17 protein-coding genes are annotated in these 19,588 nt (G+C 68.0%); 6 read left to right on the forward strand and 11 right to left on the reverse strand.

Annotation, left to right across the window (positions count from 1 at the left end; all coding sequences use genetic code 11):
* Nucleotides 1-19 precede the first annotated feature (19 nt).
* Together purF and purM are read right to left on the reverse strand one after the other, a co-directional pair.
* Entirely contained in the window at nucleotides 20-1,483 is a 1,464-nt protein-coding gene (purF, locus tag N4R40_RS07875) for an amidophosphoribosyltransferase (RefSeq protein WP_261606816.1), read from the reverse strand.
* Nucleotides 1,484-1,492: 9 nt separating this feature from the next.
* Nucleotides 1,493-2,605, reverse strand: coding sequence for a phosphoribosylformylglycinamidine cyclo-ligase (gene purM / locus N4R40_RS07880; RefSeq protein ID WP_261606817.1), 1,113 nt, complete (start codon nucleotides 2,603-2,605; stop codon nucleotides 1,493-1,495).
* Between the two features lie 72 nt (nucleotides 2,606-2,677).
* On the opposite strand from purM, the gene N4R40_RS07885 reads away from it, so the two are divergent.
* The gene (locus tag N4R40_RS07885; RefSeq protein WP_261606818.1) at nucleotides 2,678-3,286 is read left to right on the forward strand and encodes a zinc-binding alcohol dehydrogenase; all 609 of its coding nucleotides are present in this window, start codon (nucleotides 2,678-2,680) and stop codon (nucleotides 3,284-3,286) included.
* Here the strand turns inward: N4R40_RS07885 and N4R40_RS07890 are convergent, their stop codons facing one another.
* Nucleotides 3,287-3,625 (reverse strand): potassium transporter Trk, encoded by a 339-nt coding sequence (locus N4R40_RS07890; RefSeq protein WP_261606819.1) that lies wholly within the window; start codon nucleotides 3,623-3,625, stop codon nucleotides 3,287-3,289.
* Between the two features lie 61 nt (nucleotides 3,626-3,686).
* Entirely contained in the window at nucleotides 3,687-4,043 is a 357-nt protein-coding gene (locus N4R40_RS07895; protein ID WP_261606820.1) for a sterol carrier family protein, read from the reverse strand.
* 184 nt (nucleotides 4,044-4,227) lie between these two features.
* Here N4R40_RS07895 and purD point away from each other — a divergent pair, with 184 nt between their 5' ends.
* The gene (gene purD / locus N4R40_RS07900; RefSeq protein WP_261606821.1) at nucleotides 4,228-5,499 is read left to right on the forward strand and encodes a phosphoribosylamine--glycine ligase; all 1,272 of its coding nucleotides are present in this window, start codon (nucleotides 4,228-4,230) and stop codon (nucleotides 5,497-5,499) included.
* Nucleotides 5,500-5,662: 163 nt separating this feature from the next.
* On the opposite strand, the gene N4R40_RS07905 is transcribed toward purD, so the two are convergent.
* The gene (locus N4R40_RS07905) at nucleotides 5,663-6,613 is read right to left on the reverse strand and encodes an intradiol ring-cleavage dioxygenase (protein WP_261606822.1); all 951 of its coding nucleotides are present in this window, start codon (nucleotides 6,611-6,613) and stop codon (nucleotides 5,663-5,665) included.
* Between the two features lie 133 nt (nucleotides 6,614-6,746).
* Between N4R40_RS07905 and N4R40_RS07910 the strand changes: the two genes are divergently transcribed.
* Nucleotides 6,747-7,673, forward strand: a complete 927-nt coding sequence (locus tag N4R40_RS07910; protein ID WP_261606823.1) for a phosphoribosylaminoimidazolesuccinocarboxamide synthase — start codon at nucleotides 6,747-6,749, stop codon at nucleotides 7,671-7,673.
* An 80-nt stretch (nucleotides 7,674-7,753) separates the two neighbouring features.
* Nucleotides 7,754-9,109 (forward strand): uracil-xanthine permease family protein, encoded by a 1,356-nt coding sequence (locus N4R40_RS07915; protein ID WP_261606824.1) that lies wholly within the window; start codon nucleotides 7,754-7,756, stop codon nucleotides 9,107-9,109.
* 13 nt (nucleotides 9,110-9,122) lie between these two features.
* Here the strand turns inward: N4R40_RS07915 and N4R40_RS07920 are convergent, their stop codons facing one another.
* From N4R40_RS07920 to N4R40_RS07940, 5 genes are all read right to left on the reverse strand, one after another.
* Nucleotides 9,123-10,136 carry a LacI family DNA-binding transcriptional regulator gene (locus N4R40_RS07920; protein ID WP_261606825.1) on the reverse strand — a complete coding sequence of 338 codons (1,014 nt, stop codon included), beginning with the start codon at nucleotides 10,134-10,136 and terminating at the stop codon, nucleotides 9,123-9,125.
* Between the two features lie 6 nt (nucleotides 10,137-10,142).
* Complete coding sequence (locus tag N4R40_RS07925) at nucleotides 10,143-11,627, reverse strand: GH1 family beta-glucosidase (protein WP_261606826.1); 1,485 nt, start codon at nucleotides 11,625-11,627, stop codon at nucleotides 10,143-10,145.
* A 17-nt stretch (nucleotides 11,628-11,644) separates the two neighbouring features.
* Nucleotides 11,645-12,562, reverse strand: a complete 918-nt coding sequence (locus N4R40_RS07930) for a carbohydrate ABC transporter permease (RefSeq protein ID WP_261606827.1) — start codon at nucleotides 12,560-12,562, stop codon at nucleotides 11,645-11,647.
* Nucleotides 12,559-13,584, reverse strand: coding sequence for a carbohydrate ABC transporter permease (locus tag N4R40_RS07935; protein WP_407665850.1), 1,026 nt, complete (start codon nucleotides 13,582-13,584; stop codon nucleotides 12,559-12,561). The genes N4R40_RS07930 and N4R40_RS07935 overlap by 4 nt, the downstream gene beginning before the upstream one ends.
* Before the next feature lie 83 nt (nucleotides 13,585-13,667).
* Nucleotides 13,668-14,948: an ABC transporter substrate-binding protein gene (locus tag N4R40_RS07940; protein WP_261606828.1), complete on the reverse strand. Its 1,281-nt coding sequence runs from the start codon at nucleotides 14,946-14,948 to the stop codon at nucleotides 13,668-13,670.
* A gap of 242 nt (nucleotides 14,949-15,190) precedes the next feature.
* Between N4R40_RS07940 and purS the strand changes: the two genes are divergently transcribed.
* Both purS and purQ read left to right on the forward strand, forming a co-directional pair.
* Entirely contained in the window at nucleotides 15,191-15,436 is a 246-nt protein-coding gene (purS, locus tag N4R40_RS07945) for a phosphoribosylformylglycinamidine synthase subunit PurS (protein ID WP_261606829.1), read from the forward strand.
* On the forward strand, nucleotides 15,433-16,140 hold the full coding sequence (purQ, locus tag N4R40_RS07950) for a phosphoribosylformylglycinamidine synthase subunit PurQ (RefSeq protein WP_261606830.1): 708 nt from the start codon (nucleotides 15,433-15,435) through the stop codon (nucleotides 16,138-16,140). The genes purS and purQ overlap by 4 nt, the downstream gene beginning before the upstream one ends.
* Nucleotides 16,141-16,366: 226 nt before the next feature.
* On the opposite strand, the gene N4R40_RS07955 is transcribed toward purQ, so the two are convergent.
* Nucleotides 16,367-19,504, reverse strand: coding sequence for a family 43 glycosylhydrolase (locus N4R40_RS07955; protein WP_261606831.1), 3,138 nt, complete (start codon nucleotides 19,502-19,504; stop codon nucleotides 16,367-16,369).
* Between the last annotated feature and the right edge of the window lie 84 nt (nucleotides 19,505-19,588).

Here is a 19,588-nt window from a genome sequence, read left to right on the forward strand (position 1 = left end):
GGGCGGCGAGACCGGGCGGTCAGGACTCCTGCGACCCCTCGACCCAGGCCAAGTACTCCTCCGAGACCGTGCCGGTGATGTACCGGCCGTCGAAGCAGCTCATATCGAGGTCTTCGACGTCCGGTGAGCCGTCGAGGATCGCCGCTTTGAGGTCTTCGACCTCCTGGTAGACCAGGTAGTCGGCGCCGAGCTCTTCGGCGATCTCGGGGATCGTCCGGCCGTGGGCGACGAGTTCGTGCCGGGACGGCATGTTGATGCCGTACACGTGCGGGAAGCGCACCGGCGGGGCGGCCGAGGCAAATGTGACGGAAGCCGCTCCGGCATCACGCGCCATCTGGATGATCTCCTTGGAGGTCGTCCCTCGCACGATCGAGTCGTCGATGAGCAGCACGTTCTTGCCCTTGAACTCGCTCGACATCGCGTTGAGCTTCTGGCGCACGCTCTTCTTGCGCACCGCCTGGCCGGGCATGATGAACGTCCGGCCGACGTAGCGGTTCTTGTAGAAGCCCTCGCGATACTCGAGCCCGAGCTTGCGGGCCACCTGCATCGCGGCGGGCCGCGAGGAATCGGGAATCGGCATGACGACGTCGATCGACCCCTTCGGGGTGTACTTCGCGATCGTGTCGGCGAGGCGATCACCCATGCGGAGCCGCGCCTCGTACACCGAGATGCCGTTCATCTCGCTGTCCGGACGGGCCAGGTACACATACTCGAACGAGCACGGCACGAGCTGCGGGTTCGCGACGCACTGGCGCGTGTGGAGATTGCCGGCGAGGTCGATGAAGACCGCTTCGCCGGGCTCGACGTCGCGGACGACCTCGAACCCCGCGTTCTCGAGCACGAGCGACTCGGAGGCGACGATCCACTCGTACTTTCCGTCGCCATCCTTCCGCGTGCCGAGGATCAGGGGGCGGATGCCGAAGGGATCGCGGAAGGCGAGCAGGCCGTACCCCGCGATGAGCGCGATCGACGCGTACGAGCCCTCGACGCGCTGATGCACGCGTTCGACCGCCTGAAACACCTGAGCGGGGTCGAGCTCGGGGCCGGAAATGGCCGACTGGAGCTCGTTGGCGAGGACGTTGACGAGGAGCTCGGTGTCCGAGCTCGTGTTCAGGTGGCGCCGGTCGGTGCGAAAGAGCTCTTCCGACAATTCACGCGTATTGGTGAGGTTGCCGTTGTGCACGAGCACGATTCCGTACGGCGCGTTGACGTAGAAGGGCTGGGCCTCTTCCTCGCTGGATGCCGTGCCCTTGGTGGCGTAGCGGACGTGGCCGAGGCCGATCGTCCCGAGGAGAGCGCGCATGTCGCGGGTGCGGAACGCTTCGCGGACCTGCCCTTTGGCCTTGAACTGGTGGAAGATGCCGTTGGGCTCCGCTGTCGCGATGCCCGTGGAATCCTGCCCGCGGTGCTGCAGGAGCAGCAGAGCGTCGTAGATCTCCTGGTTGACCGGTCCCTGACCGACCATGCCGACGATTCCGCACATGGGTGTAGCTCAGTCCGTTTCTGCGTATGCGCCGACCAGGCGGACAGCGCCGCCGTCGACGCCCTTGGCGCCCTGCTCGAAGTGCCCGTCCGGCAGCGGACCGTGACCGACGACGCCCACCTGCCAGGTGGTGATGCCCGCGGCGGTGAGGGCGGATGCCGCGGCATCCGCCTGCTCGGCCTGAACGACCGCGAGGAACCCGATGCCCAGGTTCCAGGTGCCCTCGGTCTGCTCCAGCGAGAGCGACCCGAGGTCGGCCAGCACGCGGAAGACCGGGGGCGGCGACCAGGTCGCGCGGTCGAGGTCGACCCACGTCCCGCGCGGCAGGACGCGTGCGAGGTTCGCGGCGATGCCGCCACCGGTCACGTGGCTGAGCGAGTGCACGGCGTCACCGAACTGATCGATGAGCCGCAGCAGCGGCAGGGTGTACAGGCGCGTCGGCTCGAGGAGCTCTTCGCCCCACGTGCGTGAGAAGTCCGACGCGTGATCTCCGTACGTGATGCCCGCACCGGCGACGATGTGCCGCACGAGCGAGTAGCCGTTGGAGTGCAGACCGCTGGAGGCGAGCGCCAGCACGACGTCTCCGGTCCGTACGCGTTCGGCGCCGAGGATCTTGTCGGCCTCGACGACTCCGGTGGCAGCCCCGGCGACGTCGTAGTCGTGGATGCCGAGGAGACCCGGGTGCTCGGCCGTCTCGCCACCGACGAGCGCGGTGCCCGTCGCGGTTGCGCCCTCGGCGATGCCGCGGACGATGTCGGCGATGCGCTGGGGGAACACCTTGCCGCACGCGATGTAATCGGTCATGAACAGCGGCCGCGCGCCGACCACGACGATGTCGTCGACGACCATCCCGACCAGGTCTTGCCCGATCGTGTCGTGCTTGTCGATCGCCTGGGCGATCGCGACTTTCGTCCCGACCCCGTCGGTCGACGTCGCCAGCAGCGGCTTGTCATAGGAGCGGATCGCCGACGCGTCGAAGAGGCCGGCGAAACCGCCCACTCCCCCCAGGACCTCGGGCCCATGGGTGCGTCGGACGGCCGACTTCATCAACTCGACGGCGAGATCGCCCGCCGCAGTATCGACGCCAGCTTCGGAATAGGGGTTCGCGGAGGCCTGTGCCACACCGCCAGCCTACCGTCCCGTCGCTGAGCGGGAGCCCGCCGCGCGACGCACCCCCGCCCTAGGATGGCTGGCATGAGCGCGGCGGGGGGACCGGAGTGGGTTGTGCGTGAAGACGCCGGCCTGCCCGTCTTGATTGCGCTCCATCTGCGTCAGGTCCTCGGCATCCGTTTTCCGGAAGAACTGCCGCATCTGCGGGGGCTCGCACCGCGCGATCCGCACGAGTTCGACGACACCTCGACGCTCGAGCAGCAGTGGCGCGGGTTCTGGGAACTAACCGTCGAGCCGCAAGCGCATCCGTCGCCCGTGCCGTTGGAGCTGGTCGACGGATTCGACATGCTCATCGCGCTCCCCACCGAGGGCTTCGCCGAGCTGCACGCCGCGATCCTGCCGCACGGCAAGGATGCCGTCGCCTACGCCCGCCGTGCTCACGACCGCTACCGGGCGAGTCTCGGCACCGGGACGGGCACGTCGTATCGCGCCTACGCGGGCGCGATCGCCCAGCACGAGCGGCACGTCGGCCGCCGCGCGCACTCGTTCGAGTTGAACGTCCAGGTGCTGCCGTTGACGCAACGCGGCGTGTGGTGGATCGGGTCACTGACGGTCGCGGTGACCGATGGCCTCCGCAGCGACATCGCGGCCTTCGATGCGGCGATCGGCCCGATCATCGCCGATATCGCCTGATCAGACGGCGTCGGTGCCCTCGGGTTCGACGTGGATCCGGTCGTGCGACACACGCACGTCACGGGCGCGGCGTGACAGCACACGGTCGAAGATCAGGGCGACGCCGGCGCTCAGCGCCATCCCGATCGGGATGCAGAAAAGGCACAGGAACCCGAACACCTGCGTGGTGGTGTACCTGACGCCGGTCGCGGCGCTCGTCCCCTCGCCGTCACCGAACGCGAAGGTCAGAATGAGGGCGGCCAGGATGCCGACGACCACGCCGAGCGCCAGGAATACCCCGTAGCGGGGGCTGCGGCGCAGCTGTGCCGACTCGATCTGGTGGGTCGCGGACGAGGTCATGCCCCTATTGTCCCACCCCGCGGGGCTCGCGCGGCGGGCGCGAGCGAAGCGGTCGTGCGAGCTATGGCCGTAGCGGCACGAGCCCGGTGAGATCCGCGCGTGTGCCCGATGCGACCACCCGGCCGGAGGCCACCGCATCCGGCCACGACTGCGCCCCGGTCGCGAGGGCGATCCAGGTCTGCGGGTCGGTTTCGACGACGTTCGGCGGAGTGCCCCGAGTGTGGCGCGGGCCCTCCACGACCTGGACGGCCCCGAACGGCGGCACGCGCACCTCGACCGAGTTGCCCGGGGCCTTCTCGACCAACAACTGCAGCAGGTAGCGGACGGCGGTCGCGAGGTCGGTCCGGGCGGGCGCCTCCGTGCTCGCGACGGCGGCGAGCGCCGCGCGGCCGTCCTCGGTTGAGATCATTCGCGCCATGTCTCCCACGCTAGCCCTGAACCGTGTTCAGTCCGGCCGCTTCGGGCTCGGCACGGGGTCCCCGGGATTCCGCGGATTCAGGTCGAGGCGGCGCCCGTCCGGACTGAATACGGGACGTGGTGAGCGGTGAGCCGAGCCCTGGAGGCGCCGCCGCGATCGGGACACCCGTCGGTAGGCTGGGCGCGTGCGCATTCTCGTCCTCGGTTCCGGTGCTCGCGAGCACGCCATCCTTCTCGCCCTGAAGGGTGAGGATGCCGGGCACGCCCTGTTCGCCGCTCCCGGCAATGCGGGCATCGCGGACGACGCGACCCTGGTTCCGGACCTCGATCCCAACAGCCCCGCCGACGTCACCGAATACGCCAACACCCAGGCCATCGACCTCGTGATCATCGGCCCCGAGGCGCCCCTCGTCGCCGGCGTCGCCGACGCACTCCGCTCGCGCGGCATCCCGGTGTTCGGACCCGGCCGCGCGGCCGCCCAGCTCGAGGGATCCAAGGCATTCGCGAAGCGCATCATGGATGCCGCGCACGTCCCGACCGGCCGCGCCGTGCGCGCGCAGACCCGCACCGAGGTGGAGGCCGCGATCGATGAGTACGGCGCGCCGTACGTCGTCAAAGCCGATGGCCTCGCCGCGGGCAAGGGCGTCATCGTCACCGACGACCGCACCGCGGCACTCGCGCATGCCGACACGTACCTCGTCACCGGCCCGGTCCTCGTGGAGGAGTTCCTCTCCGGACCCGAGGTCTCGCTGTTCTTCGTCAGCGACGGTGACACCGTGCGCGCGCTGAGCCCCGCGCAGGACTTCAAGCGTGCGTACGACGGCGATGCCGGGCCCAATACGGGCGGGATGGGGGCGTACTCCCCGCTGCCCTGGCTGGCGGACGACTTCGGCAGCGAAGAGGCCTTCGTCGCGGAGGTCACCCGGACGGTGGCGGAACCGGTCATCCGCACGCTCGACGCCGAGGGCACCCCGTTCGTGGGGCTTCTCTACGCAGGTCTGATCCTGACGGATGCCGGTATCAAGGTCATCGAGTTCAATGCGCGCTTCGGTGACCCCGAAACGCAGGTCGTCCTTGCGCGGCTGAGCTCGCCGCTCTCACGCCTGCTCATGTCGGCCGCGAGCGGGCACCTCGAAGACGAGCCGGCGCCGACCTTCTCGTCGGACGTGGCGGTCACGGTCGTCCTCGCGAGCGAGGGCTATCCCGAATCCCCCCTCACGGGTCGGCCGCTGGGCGGGACGGATGCCGCGGCATCCCTCCCGGGAGTGCACCTGGCCCACGCCGCGACCGCGGTGCAGGGCGGCACGCTGACCGCGACCGGCGGACGTGTGCTCAGCGTCGTCGCCACCGGAGAGTCCTTCGGACAAGCGCGCGAACGCGCCTACCATGCGCTGGGCGAGATCACCCTCGAGGGCTCCCACCACCGCACCGACATCGCGGCTCGCGTCGCCACCTGATCACCCCGGAGGGTTCCCCGCCCGTTCGACGAGTGCGCCGGTTGCGCGCGAGTGCGCCGGTCCGGCTCCGCACGCATCCGGTGCGGTCGGCAGGAACCAGCGCGCTCGGCGCCCGCGAGGCCCGGGGCCCGGGTAGCGATCGAGGGAGGCTCCCTTCGGATCGTCAGCGCTGGCCGCCCGGCATCCCTCCCGCCGCAGGAGCGGTCGCCGTATCGACGCGGGCGACGAGCGCGGCCGCGTAGCCGGTCTCGAGACTTCCGGTGACCGTCGCCACTTGCAACGCACCGCCATCCTCGCCGAACACGTTGTCGCTCGAGAGCGAGATCTGGGCGAGATTGCGGGACGAACCGTCGTAGACCGGAAGTGCGTAGACGCCGCCGAGGATGCTCTCGGGCACCGCCAGCTGCGACGTGGCGATGGCTTTCGTCGCGTCGGCGATGTCGCTCACGCTCGGGTAGACCTCGAAGTGGATGTGCGGCCAGCGCCCGGTGTAGCACCCGGGGACGATCGAGGTGAAGGTCACCTGACCGTCGGCATCGGCGACCTGCACGCCACGGAGAAAGGTCTCCTCCGTCACGCCGTCGGAGTACATCGAGTACCGGCCGACTGCGTCGCAGTGCCAGGCGTAGACGGCAGCGCCGACGAACGGTGCATCGCCGTTGTGCATATCGGTGATCCGAAGAGTGAAGCTGAGCGGCACCCCGTCGACGTTCGCTCCACCGCCCAGGCTGGCGCGGATGTCGCTGCGCACGATGCCGGACTGTTCCAGGACATCGGGCCCGTTGGAGCCGTCTCCCGGGAAGGGTCCCGCGGTCTCATCCGGGATCTCGGCGCCGGGCAACGCGGTCGCGACAGCGGTCGCCCCGCCCGTGGGGGTTCCGGTCGGCGTCGGCGTTGCGGTCGCGGTGGGGACCGCGGCGGAGGTCCCGGCGGAGCAGGCTGCGAGCGTCGCGGCGCCGAGCCCCAACCCGACGACCGCGAGGATGCCCCGCCGACTCACCAGAGTCTGCAGGTCGAATCCGGCACCTTGATCGACGACCTCGTCCTCGGGGCGAGGGAGCAGTCGCCCCTGATATGCGGGGCCGTGCGGAGTCTCGTCGGGTTCGGGGAACATGCGTTCAGTGTGAGCGGGGTGACTATGCGGCGGCTATGCGCGAGGACAGAGGACGAACAGAGTCGGCAAGGTCGTCGTCACGGGTGCATGACGACGCCGGTCGCTGCGGCCGGTGTCGCGAGATAATGGACGGGTGACCACCACTGCTGACCTGCCCGGCTGGACCCACGCGTACTCGGGCAAGGTGCGCGATCTCTACCGCCCTGGCGCGCGCGACGACGCCACCGCCGGTCGGATGCTGGTGGTCGCGAGCGACCGCGTCAGCGCGTTCGACTTCGTGCTCTCCCCCGGCATCCCGGAGAAGGGCGAACTGCTCACCACCCTGAGCCTGTGGTGGTTCGATCAGCTCGCCGGCGCCGACGGGGGACGCCGCATCCCGAACCACCTCGCGCCGTCGCACCGCCTTTCGCCGACCTCGGACGATGTCGAGGACCTCATCCCCGACGCGGTCGCCGGGCGCGCGATGTTGGTGCAGAGCCTGGAGATGCTGCCGATCGAGTGTGTCGTGCGCGGTTATCTGACGGGGTCGGGCTGGGTCGAGTACCAGGAGAACGGCACCGTGTGCGGGATCCCCCTCGCTCCGGGGCTCACCGATGGCGACCGCCTGCCGGAAGCGATCTTCACCCCGGCCTACAAGGCGCCGCTCGGCGAGCACGACGAGAACATCTCGTTCGATCAGACGATCGAGCTCGTCGGCCTCGAGCGGGCGACGGAGCTCCGCGATGTCTCGCTCGAGATCTACCTCCGTGCGGCTCGCGTCGCCGAGGCCCGGGGACTCATCCTGGCCGACACCAAGTTCGAGTTCGGTCTGGACGATGCCGGGATCCTGACCCTGGCCGACGAAGTGCTCACGAGCGATTCGTCGCGCTATTGGGATGCCGAGGCCTGGCGTACCGGCACGACTCCGGCCGAGCGGATGGCGAGCTTCGACAAGCAGATCGTGCGTGATTGGCTCGCCGCGCACTGGGACAAGCAGGGGACCCCGCCGGAGCTGCCGGCGGAGATCGTCGAGCGAACCGCGGCGAAGTACCGCGAGTTGCTGGAGAAGCTCACGGCATAGGAGCGGCGATCCCGGGCTCACAGCGCGCTCTCAGATAGCCTGATCTCAGGCCATCCCCCGATCGAACGAGGAGCTTTCGCATGCCCACCTGGACCCTGCACGGAGACGGCCGCACCGTCGCACCCGGCGCCGTCGTCAAGCCGCACGAGCGGCTCGGTTGGCCGTCCACGATCGCGATCGGTGCGCAGCACGTCGTCGCGATGTTCGGCGCCACCTTCCTCGTGCCGCTCCTCACCGGGTTCCCGGTGTCGACGACGCTGCTGTTCTCCGGCATCGGCACGCTCCTGTTCCTCGTCCTCACCGGCAATCGCCTGCCCAGCTACCTCGGGTCGTCGTTCGCCTTCATCGCGCCGATCCTCGCGCTCGGGCCGGGCGACGGCGCCGCTCTCGACTCGCCTGAGCAGATCAGCCGCGCCCTCCTCGGTGTCTTCGCGAGCGGTGTCCTGCTCGCGGGCGTCGGATTCCTCGTGCAGGCGACCGGGACGCGCTGGATCGAAAAACTCATGCCTCCGGTGGTCTCCGGCGCGATCGTCGCGCTCATCGGGCTCAACCTCGCGCCCGTGGCCTGGCAGAACTTCCAGCAGGATGCGCTGCTCGGCACCATCACGCTGGCCGCCAGCATCCTGTTCGCCGTCTTCTTCCGCGGATTCCTCGGACGCATCTCCATCTTCCTCGGCGTCGTGTTCGGCTACGTCGTGGCCGCGCTGCTGGGCCGGGTCGACTTCTCCGGTGTCGAGAGTGCCGCGTGGATCGGTCTCCCCGAGTTCCACGTGCCGGCGTTCGGCGACCCGGTGGGGTGGAGCATGCTGCCCATGTTCCTCCCGGTGATCCTGGTGCTCATCGCCGAGAACGTCGGCCACGTGCGCGGCGTCGCGACGATGACCGGCGACCCCTCCGTCAACAAGCGCACCGGCCGTGCGCTCATCGCCGACGGCATCGCCACGACGATCGCGGGCGGCTTCGGCGGTTCGGGCACGACGACGTACGGCGAGAACATCGGTGTCATGGCAGCGACGCGCGTCTACTCGACGGCGGCCTACTGGGTCGCGGGCACATTCGCGATCCTCCTGGCGTTCTCCCCCAAGGTCGGCGCCGTCATCTTCGCCATGCCGGCCGGTGTGCTCGGCGGCATCACCACCGCGCTCTACGGCCTGATCGGTGTCATCGGGATCAAGATCTGGGTCGACAATCAGGTCGACTTCTCGCGCCCCGTGAATCAATACACGGTCGCGGTCGCGTTCGTCATCGCGATCGCCGGGTTCACGATGAACCTCGGCACGCTCAGCTTCGGTGCGATCGTGATCGCCACGGTCGCAGCGCTCGTGATCTACCACGTGGGCAACGCGATCGCGCGGGCGCGCCGGACGGGAGCGGACGACGGAGGCCCCATCGTGCCGATCGGCCCCCTCGGCGGCGACCCCGAGAACGTGGGCTGACCGCCCGGCATCCTCACGCCGAGGCGCGCACCACGAGTTCGGTCTCGAGCACCGTCACATGCGGCGGCGTGCCGCCGGCGAGGAGCGAGAGCAGGATGTCGGCCATCTCTTCGCCCTGCTCACGCGAGGGCTGGCGCATCGTCGTGAGCTGCGGGTTCACGCTCGTGGCGACGGGCGAGTCGTCGAAGCCGACGATGCCGACGTCTTCGGGCACGCGGATGCCGGCACGACCGAGGACCGCGAGCGCACCGCGGGCCATCAGGTCGCTCGCGATGAAGAGCGCATCGAACTCGGCTCCCCCGTCGAGGATCTGCTGCATCGCTGCCGCACCACCATCAGTCGTGAAGTTGCCGTCGGCGACGGCAACCGGCTCAAGGCCCGCCTCGGCGAGCGCCTCGCGGTATCCCTCGAGACGGTCGACGCCGGCCGGCATGGTGAGCGGACCGGTGATCGTCGCCACGCGCCGATACCCCTTCGACAGCAGGTAGCGAGTGGCATCACGGGCACCGGCGGCGTTATCGACGTCGACGTAGAAGTCGCGCTCACGCTCCCGCACGGGCCGCCCGCCGTAGACAACGGGGACGGCGGCGGCGATCCGATCGATGAACGTGTCGCTCGTGTGGTGCGAGACGACGATCGCCCCGTCGACCGCTCCGCTGCGCACGTACGCGGTCGTCTTGTCACGGGGATCATCGCTCGCGATGATGAGATTCAGGACGTAGTCGGACTTCCCGAGCCGGGCGTTGATGCCCGAAACGACCGCGGCGAAGAACGGGTCTCCGAAAAAGCGTGTCGTGTCTTCGGGCACCACGAGTGCGATCGCCATCGTGGCCCGCGATGCCAGCGAACGGGCTGCACGATTGGGCACGTAGTTGAGGTCGGCGATTGCGCGGGTGACGGCATCCAACGCCGCCCGCGAAACGGACGTCGACCCGTTCACCACCCTCGACACGGTAGACCGAGACACGCCGGCCGCCGTCGCGACCTCTTCGATCGTTGCGGCAGGGCGCGAAGTGTCGATGGTCACGGGTGGCTACTTCACTGGTGGAGGAACGTCGATCGCTCGGGCGGCGATGACCCGACGATACTCCAGTGCGCTGTCCTTGGGCGTACGCACCTGGGTGTCGTAGTCGACGTGCACGATCCCGAAGCGCTTCTCGTACCCCCACGCCCACTCGTAGTTGTCGAGCAACGACCAGTAGAAGTATCCGCGCACGTCGACTCCGGCATCCACCGCATCGACGATCGCACCGAGGTGATCACGGAGGAAGTCGACGCGCTCTGCGTCGTGCACACGATCTCCCTCGAGCACATCGTCGAACGCGGCGCCGTTCTCGGTGACGTACAGCGCGGTCCCCACCGGCTGCGCGTACTCGGTCCAGACCCGCTGGAGCAGCTCGGTGAGACCGGCCGGCTGCACCTCCCAGTGCATGCTCGTGCGCGGCAGGCCCCGTTCGTGCCAGAAGATGTGCTCGTGCGACGGGAAGGGGGATGCCGCCACGCGGTCGGTGGGCGCATCGCCCGGCAAGGGGGGTTTCGGGTCGGGCGTCGCCCCCACGAACTCACCGTGGTAGTAGTTCACCCCCAGCGCGTCGAGGTGCTGCGAGATGGTCTCGAGGTCACCCGGCAACGTGGCGGCGTCGAGCGCATCGATCGCTTCGGGTGCGACCGCGCGGATGTCCTCGATCGTGTCGGCCGGATACTGCCCGCGGAAGATCGGGTCGAGGAACCAACGGTTGAACTGCCCATCGATCCGCCGTGCGGCATCGACGTCGCCCGGCACGGCAGGATCTGCCGGCTCGGCCACCGTGAGGTTGAGCGTCACCCCGAGCTTCAGGGCGGCATCCCGCTCGCGCAGTTCGCGGAGGACAGACCCGTGCCCGAGAAGGAGATGATGCGCGGCGAGCACACCGTCGGTGACGCTGTAGCGTCCCGGAGCGTGGACACCGGCCGTGTAGCTGAGGAACGACGAGCACCACGGCTCGTTCAGGGTCGTCCAGTTCTCGACGCGGTCACCGAGGGCATCGTGCACCGACAGCGCGTACTCCGTGAACTGCTCGGCGGTCGAACGCACGGTCCAGCCGCCCCGCTCTTCGATCGCCTGCGGCAGGTCCCAGTGGTAGAGGGTCAGCCACGGGATGATGTCGGCGCCGCGGAGGTCATCGACCAGCCGCTTGTAGAAGTCGAGCCCCTTCGCGTTGACCGGACCCCCGTCGGGGCGCACGCGCGACCACGACACGGAGAAGCGATATGTGTCGAGGCCGAGATCCTTCATCAGGGCGACGTCGTCGCGGGAGCGGTGGTAGTGGTCGCACGCGACGTCACCGTTGTCCGCGTTGATGACGGCGCCCGGCACGCGGCTGAACGCGTCCCAGATGGATGCCGTACGTCCGTCCTCGAAGGCCGCGCCCTCGATCTGGTACGCCGCTGTTGCTGCGCCGAACAGGAACCCGGTCGGGAACGACCGTGGCGCGGTGGTCGACATCAGCGCAGACTCCTCGCGTGAAATGGTGCTCATGGAATCGTCTCCCGCGCTCAGCCCTTGACCGCGCCGGCCATGATGCCGCTGACGAGTTGCTTCCCCGCAAAGACGAAGAGCAGGATGAGCGGAATCGTCGCGAGCAGCACGCCGGCGAGCACGATCGAGTAGTCGACGAAGTAGTTCGCCTGCAGCAGCGACAGCGCGACGGGGAGCGTCGGACTCTGACGGTCGAGCACGATGAACGGCCAGAAGAACTGGTTCCACGCTCCGACGAACGTGAAGAGGAAGAGCATCGCGGCAGCCGGTCGCGCCGCCACCACTCCGACGGTCCAGAAGGTGCGCAACTGCGAGGCCCCGTCGACGCGCGCCGCCTCGATGAGCTCATCCGGCACCGCCTGGCCGATGTACTGCGTCATCCAGAAGACACCGAACGCGCTCGTGAGCGCGGGGACGATGACCGCTCCGATGTTGCCGGTCCACCCGAGGTCGGAGAACAGGATGTAGAGCGGCACGACACCGAGCTGCATCGGGACCGCCATCGTCGCGACGACGAACGCGAGCAGCCACGTGCCGCCCTTGAACTTCAGCTTGGCGAAGGCCCAGCCGGCGAGGGTCGAGAAGACGACGACGGAGGCGGCGATGACCGTCGAGCTGAAGATGGAGTTCCACAGGGCCAACCAGAAGTTGACCGCGGGGTCGTTCATGACGGAGAGCGCGTTGTCGATGAAATTGCCGCCGGGGATCCACGACATATCAGGATCGTTGATCGTGGACGCATCCCCCGAACCGATCAGGAACGACCAGTAGTACGGGAAGATCGCCGACACCGCGACGACGCCGAGACCCATGTACACCCAGAACCCGGCGCGGACGCCGCGGATCTTCGTGGTGCGCTCGTTGCGCCTGCGGCCGGCGGCATTCGGGATGCCCTCGTCGACGATGGCGAGGGGCGGTGTGCTGACAGAGCTCATCGCTGGGCTCCCTTCCGTGCGCGGCGGGACGCGGAGGCGCCTCGGGTGCCTTCGTCACGGACGAGGCGACGGGTGATGAACAGGTTGATCAGACCGATGACGACGATGATGATGAACAGGATCCACGCGAGGGCAGCCGCCCGGCCGAAGTTGAACTCGCCCCAACCAATGTTGTAGAGGTACAGGGTGATCGTCAGCCACTGCTGTGCCGACCCACCTTGACCGGTGTTGTCGAACATGCGCGGCTCGTCGAAGATCTGCAGGCCACCGATCGTCGAGGTGATGATGACGAAGATGAGCGTCGGGCGCAACGACGGGAGCGTGATGCTGAGGAACTGGCGGAACGCGTTCGCGCCGTCGACCGTCGCGGCCTCGTAGTACTCGCGGGGCACGGCCTGCATCGCGGCAAGCAGGATGAGGGCGTTGTAGCCGGTCCAGCGGAAGTTGACCATCGTCGCAATCGCGATGTGGCTCCAGAACGGGTCCTTGTGCCACGGAATCGGGTCGAGGCCCATGTTGGTGAGGGTGTTGTTCACAAGACCGTGATTGTCACCGAACATGTTGCTGAAGATCAGCGCGACGGCGACGGGCGCCATCACGAAGGGGAGCAGAACGCTCATGCGCCAAAAGGTCTTCGCGCGGATGTTGCGGTCGAGCATCGCGGCGATGAAGATCGCCAGGATCAGTTGCGGCACGGTGGAAAGCAAGAAGATGCTGAAGGTATTGCGCAGCGCCGTCCAGAACTTGGGGTCGTTCAGGATCCAGGCGTACTGGTCGAACCCGACGAAGGTGCCGGAGTTGCGGACGAGATCCCATTCCTGGAACGAGATCACGGCCGTGAAGCCGATCGGGAAGATCCCGATGATCGCGAACATGATGAAGAACGGCGAGATGTAGAGGTAGGGCGAGAACTTGAGGTCCCACCGGCTCAGCTTCTGCGAGAACGGCATGGTGGTTTTTGGCCGATCCGGCGCAGGGCGCTTCTCGGGTGTCTTCCCGGGGCGGGTTTCGGTCGCAGTCACGTGAGGCTCCGTTGTCGGCGTGGTGAGGGAGAAAGAAGAGAGCGCGGGTCGCACCGGAGGGCGCGACCCGCGCTCTCAGGTCATCAGAAGGCGTTGACCTCTGCGACCCAGGTGTTCCACGAGGTGGTCTGGTCTTCGGTTCCGTCGAAGACGCGGTTCACCGCGTTCTGCAGTGCGTCGTGGTACTTGAAGTAGTTCGCGTCCTTGTACGGGGTGACCGTGATGGCCTCCGAACGGGCAGCGAAGATCTCACCAGTCGGCGCGTTGTTGAAGAACTCGTTCGTCGAGTCGGTGATCGCAGGGTCGCTCTGCGCGTCGATCGCGCTCGGGAACTGGCCGGCGTTGACGAAGGTCTTGGCCTGCTGCTCGGGAGCGGTCAGCCAGTCGGCGAGTGCCAGCGCGGCCTCGACGTTCTTGCCGTTCGCGGGGACGGTCAGGTACGAACCACCCCAGTTGGCGCCGCCGTTCGGGAAGACATCGGCGATCTCCCATCCGGTGACCTCGGGTGCGTTGCCGGAGATGATGCCCAGCATCCAGCCCGGGCAGAGCATGGCGGCGAACTCACCGTTGGCCATGGAGGCGTTCCAGTCGTCGCTCCACTGGCCCGAGTATGCGGCGTTCGGGATCGCGCGCTCGACGACGAGGTTGTACGCGTCCTCGATCTCCTGGTTCTCCGTCGCGATGACCGTACCGTCGGGCTCGGTGTACGTGAACTCCATCTGGTTCACGATGCCCTGAAGCGCCGAGTTCGCCGCGTCGATCATGGGCTTGCCGGTGGCTGCCTTGTACTGGTCGGCCACGTCGAAGAAGTTGTTCCAGTCGCCTTCGAAGAGCGCGGCGACGTCGGCGGGAGCCGATGCGAGGCCGGCCGCCTCGAAGAGGTCGGCGCGGTAGCAGATGGCCTGCGGCCCGATGTCCGTGCCGAAGCCGACGAGACGACCGTCGCCGTCGGTGGCGCCAGCTTCCTTCCAGTCGAGCCAGCGGCCCTTGGCGCTGTCGGGAACCTCGGCCAGCAGGTCGGAGTACTGCATCGCCTCGGCGAACCAGTCGATCTCGACGGCCTCGACGTCGGCCAGACCTTCCTTGCCGAGCTTCTGGAAGTAGTTCGCGCGGGCGTCACCGGACTCGGCAGCCTTGTTGTGCACGATCGTGATGTTCGGATTCGCGTCCATGTACTCCTGGAGGAGTTCATCGGTGTACCCGAAGTCATTGAAGGTGGCGAGGGTCAGCTCGATCTTCTCTCCCGAACCCGCGTCGCCGGACGGGGCAGCGTCGCTGCTTCCGGCGCAGCCGGCCAGGACGATGGCGGACGTGGTCGCGACGCCGGCCACGAGGCCGATGCGACGCAGTGCGCGTGTGTTCACGTGTCACTCCTTTGTGGTGTGTTGCTGGTGCATGGATTGCGCGCCCTGTCCCCAGGACTTTCTGGGAGCGTTCTCACCGGACGATCTCGACGCTATGGGATCGCTCCCACGAATGTCAAGGGAGCGCTCCCATGATGCGGTCACGGTTCGGTAACAGCCCGCAACGACGCAGATCGGGAATCGCGGTGTCCGCCCCGTAGAATGGGCACCGTCCCCGTTCCCGCGATTATTCGGAGCTCTTCATGCCCACCATCGTCGTCGACGTCATGCCCAAGGCTGAGCTGCTGGACCCGCAGGGGAAGGCGGTCTCCGGTGCGCTTCACCGACTCGGTGTCGAAGGCTTCTCCTCTGTCCGCATCGGCAAGCGGTTCGAGCTGACGGTCGAAACCGCCGACGAAGCGACGCTCGCGACGGTGCGTCAGCTGGCCGACGACGTGCTTTCCAACGCGGTCATCGAGGATGTCGTGGGCATCGAGGTCGTGGAGTGACCGCCCGCATCGGGGTCATCACGTTCCCCGGATCGCTCGACGACGGCGACGCGCAGCGCGCCATCCGTCTCGCCGGCGGGGAGCCAGTCGCCCTCTGGCACGGATCGCACGACCTCGACGGTGTCGACGCGCTCGTCCTGCCGGGTGGCTTCAGCTACGGCGACTACCTCCGCGCCGGCGCGATCGCCGCGCTTGCCCCGATCATGAGCGAAGTGAAGGATGCGGCATCCGCCGGCATGCCCATCCTCGGCATCTGCAACGGCTTCCAGATGCTCGTCGAGGCACACCTGTTGCCGGGTGGACTCATCCGCAACGCGCACCAGCAGTTCATCCGCCGCGACCAGCGTCTGCGCGTTGAGAACGCGTCCACCGCGTGGACGAGCGGATTCGAGGTCGGCCAGGAGATCACGATTCCCCTGAAGAACGCCGACGGCGGCTACATCTGCTCCGCCGAGACGCTCGCGCAGATCGAGGGCGACGGCCTCGTGGCCTTCCGCTACGTCGGCGTGAACCCCAACGGATCGCTGGACGACATCGCCGGACTCACGAATGCCCGCGGCAACGTCGTCGGCCTCATGCCGCACCCCGAGCACGCCGTCGAGGCCGGTTTCGGCCCGAACACTCCCGACGCCATGCGATCGGGTGTCGACGGCCTGACGTTCTTCACCTCGGCCATCGCCGCGGTGGTCTCCGCCGCCGTCTGACCCCGATTCCGCTGCGGATCACCTCCGCCGCCACCGGATCACCTCCACCGCCACCGGATTCGGACATTGACACCGGATTCGGGTCCGAAAGCGCCTTCCGGCCCGAATCCACGGCATCCATCCGAATCTGATGCACGGGCGCGGGCGGGCGGGCGCGGCGGCGCGGCGCGGGCGGGCGCACGAGAGCGGCGGCCGAGGGAGACCCCGACCGCCGCTGTCCAGCTCGTCAGCCGATCACACGCCACGGGCCGTTCGCGTCACCGGGCGTCTGACCGCGCGTCCACCACTTCGCGGTGTAGCGCGCATCGCCCGACACCACGACGTCGCCCGCAACGAAGATCCGCGAGGCCGTCCAGACGGCGGTGCCGTCGGATGCCGTGATCTGCTGCTGCCAGGGCCCGTAGACGTCGCCGGGCTTCTGGTACTTGGTCCACCACGAGGCAACCCAGCGAGTGCCGTCGTAGATGACGGCCTCACCGGTGTTGTAGGTCTGGGTCGCAGCCCAGACCCGGAGGACCTCGATCGGCAGCGCCACCTCGACCGCGGCGGCATCCGTCGCGGCAAGACCCGCCGCGGCGCTCACCGTCGCGGTGCGCGCGCCGACCGTTGCCGTGTCGAACCCGGCGACCGTGTACTCGTCCGAGGTCAGCGCCCGCGTCGAGCCATCGGCGAAGGTACCGGTGACGACGACGGATGCCGGATCGAAGGTCCCGCCCAGCGGCACCAGGAGCGATCCCGGTGCGACGGTCACCGAGCGCAGTGCGCTGACGAGCGCGTCGCGCGTGCTGGTGAGGGTCGCCGTGGCGGCGTCGATCTGCGCCTGCGTGCTGAGCACGCCGAGAACCGCGGTCGCGGCATCACGCGCCGTGACGAAGGGAGCCCAGCTCGTCGCCGAATAGTCGTCGGCGACCAGGCCGGCAACCTCGTCGGACAGTGCGCGCAGCGCCGAGTCGTCGACCACCTGGCGCCGCAGCGACAGGCCGTCGACCGTCAGCGACTGCCCACCCGTGCCCGCGGCTCGGATGGCAACCCGTGCGGTGCCCGCCGGGAGCGGAATGTCGGCGAGGCTCGCCGATGCCCAGCCGGAGGCCGCGGGGATCTCGAGCACGTGCTCGACGCCGTCGGCACCGGTCACGATGACCTGTGCCGCGTCGAGTCCACCGGCGTAGTTGGCTTTCAGCGCGAGCGTATAGATCCCGGCCGGAACCTCGTTGTCCTGGTGGACATCTCCGGCGAACGCACTCGGCGAACCCAGGCGCAACGCGAAGCGGCTCGAATCGGCGCCCGGACCCGGGTTGGAGACGAACGCGGAGGTGGAGGAGGAGGCATCCGTCGCCTGCGTCCACCCGGTCACGCTCGTGACCGCAATGCGGTCGGCAGCGAAATCGGGGTTCAGGATGTAGTTGTTGTTCTGTCCGACATCCCACGTGCCCGTGGTCGCGTTGAGCGTCCAGTGGCTCAGCGAGTTGAACGAGACATCGGCGCCCGTGCCGCTGAGCGGCAGCCACTGGTTGTAACCGAGACCGTTCCACGCGAAGTTCGCCCAGCGATCACCGGCATAGATGACGGTGTCCTGCTCGGTGCCCTTCACCGTGACGAAGAAGCCGCTCTGCGTGACGTGGCTGTAATCCTTCTCGGTGCCCGGCATCACGTACATGCTCGAGTACGCGCCCTGGATCTCGCCGTTCAGCGAGCGGACGACGTACGTCTGCGACGTGTTCCAGCCGTGCAGGTCGGAGCTCGCGACGTAGTACTGCCCGTCGAGCTTGAACATCGCGTTGCCCTCGCGGCCGGCGCCGCTGAAGACCTGCGTCGCCGTCTCGACCGAGAGCGAATCGGTGTTGCTGATCTTCGCGACGTACGTGCGGCCGCGGCCGTTGCGGTACGAGAAGACGAGGTAATCCTGACCGTCGTCGTCGGTGAAGACCGTCTGGTCCCCCGTGCCCTTGTTCCAGCCCGACCCGTTGTCGTAGACCCCGGGAAGAACCGTCTGCAGGTTGCCGTATTCGAAGTCGGCGGTGGGTGAGTCGCCCGTGAGGAAGAGCACGCCGGCGTTGTCGACGCGGTTCGGGTCGGGGTTCTCGAACTGCGTGAGCAGCACGTACTTGCCGGTGTTCTCGTTGTAGGCGACTCCGAGCCGGCCGATCCAGACCGAATCGGCGAGCGTCTTCATGTCGGAGAAGTAGGTCGTTCCCGGCTTGTTCTTCGAGGTCGGGATGTTCACCTTCGTGTCGCGCGTGGCGACGTTGTTCTCGAAGGTCCAGTTCACGAGGTCGGTGGATGAGTAGGCCGTCACGGCCTCGAAGTCGACGTCGCCGGCGCGGTTGTAGATACGGCTCGGGTTGTCGTAGTAGTACTGCGAAGCGGTGTACTGCACGCCGTACCAGTAGTACGTGTCGCCGAAGCGGAAGATGCCCCCACCCTGCGAGAAGATCGGGTTGCCATCGGTGTCGAGCCAGAACTGGTTGTTCTCGATCGATCCCGCGGTGCCTTCGCTCAGCACGACGAGCGCCGCGGCGGCATTCTGGACGGTCGTCTTCGCGGCGGCGACGGCGGCTGCCGTGGCGTTCGCATCAGTGGCGACGGAGTCGGCGGCGGCGATCGCGGCGGCGAACGACGCCCACGATTCAGCGGTGTACGCGCTCGGCACGCGGGTGCGGTACTGGTCGAGGATGTCGCGGAGTCCCGAGATCTGCACGCGGTCGGATGCCGCGCTCTCCAGGGCCGTGCGTGCCGCGGCCAGCGCGGCATCCGTCGCCGATGCATCGTCGCGTGCGGCCGTGGCTGCCGACAGGGCGGCGGCGAACGGCGCCCACGAGACGGCGGTGAAGTCCGCGGCATCCGCGTCGGCGTAGCCGTCGATGGCGGACGTCAGCAGCGCCCGCTCGTCGATCTGGACGGTCGTCGTGAAATCGACGCGGGCGTGGTTGATCCAGCCGACCGTGACGACCCGGAGCACGTGTGCGCCGGGCTGCAGCCCCGCGAAGCGGGCGATCTCGACCGTCGTGCTCGACTTGCTGCCCTGATAATTGGCGGTGCCGATCTTGACGTCGTCGACGAAGACATCGGCGGTGCCGTTGCTGACGTCCTTGCGTCCGAGGAGCACAACGGTCTCACCCGTGAACGCGATCTCGAAAGACGCGCCGGCGTTGGCCCAGGTGTGCGTGCTGTTCTTCCCCCACGTGCCGGAGTAGAAGGTTTTCAGCGGAGTGCCGCGCACCGTCGTGGTGTCGGTGAACGACACCGACGTCGTCTCGGTCACCGCGGCGTGCACGGGCGTCTGCCCGAAGATCACGAGCACGGCCGCGAGCAGGACCGCGATAACGGCCTTCCCTCGGATGTGGCTGGCAGTCAAGGTCGTCATTGAACGGTCCTCCGTCGTTGCAGGGTGGTACAGCGCTGTATCAGCGAGGATAGCGCCTTCGGGTGATCGATAACAAGAGGGGTG

This window comes from Microbacterium memoriense, assembly GCF_025398275.1.
Classification (GTDB): Bacteria; Actinomycetota; Actinomycetes; order Actinomycetales; family Microbacteriaceae; genus Microbacterium; species Microbacterium memoriense.

Excerpts from the sequence above, each read along its gene's own strand:
- N4R40_RS07890 (WP_261606819.1), bottom strand. The coding sequence starts at position 3,625 with ATGACCTCGTCCGCGACCCACCAGATCGAGTCGGCACAGCTGCGCCGC.
- N4R40_RS07925 (WP_261606826.1), bottom strand. The coding sequence starts at position 11,627 with ATGAGCACCATTTCACGCGAGGAGTCTGCGCTGATGTCGACCACCGCG.
- N4R40_RS07885 (WP_261606818.1), top strand. The coding sequence starts at position 2,678 with ATGAGCGCGGCGGGGGGACCGGAGTGGGTTGTGCGTGAAGACGCCGGC.
- purS (WP_261606829.1), top strand. The coding sequence starts at position 15,191 with ATGCCCACCATCGTCGTCGACGTCATGCCCAAGGCTGAGCTGCTGGAC.
- N4R40_RS07895 (WP_261606820.1), bottom strand. The coding sequence starts at position 4,043 with ATGGCGCGAATGATCTCAACCGAGGACGGCCGCGCGGCGCTCGCCGCC.
- purF (WP_261606816.1), bottom strand. The coding sequence starts at position 1,483 with ATGTGCGGAATCGTCGGCATGGTCGGTCAGGGACCGGTCAACCAGGAG.
- N4R40_RS07955 (WP_261606831.1), bottom strand. The coding sequence starts at position 19,504 with ATGACGACCTTGACTGCCAGCCACATCCGAGGGAAGGCCGTTATCGCG.
- N4R40_RS07905 (WP_261606822.1), bottom strand. The coding sequence starts at position 6,613 with ATGTTCCCCGAACCCGACGAGACTCCGCACGGCCCCGCATATCAGGGG.
- N4R40_RS07915 (WP_261606824.1), top strand. The coding sequence starts at position 7,754 with ATGCCCACCTGGACCCTGCACGGAGACGGCCGCACCGTCGCACCCGGC.
- N4R40_RS07930 (WP_261606827.1), bottom strand. The coding sequence starts at position 12,562 with ATGAGCTCTGTCAGCACACCGCCCCTCGCCATCGTCGACGAGGGCATC.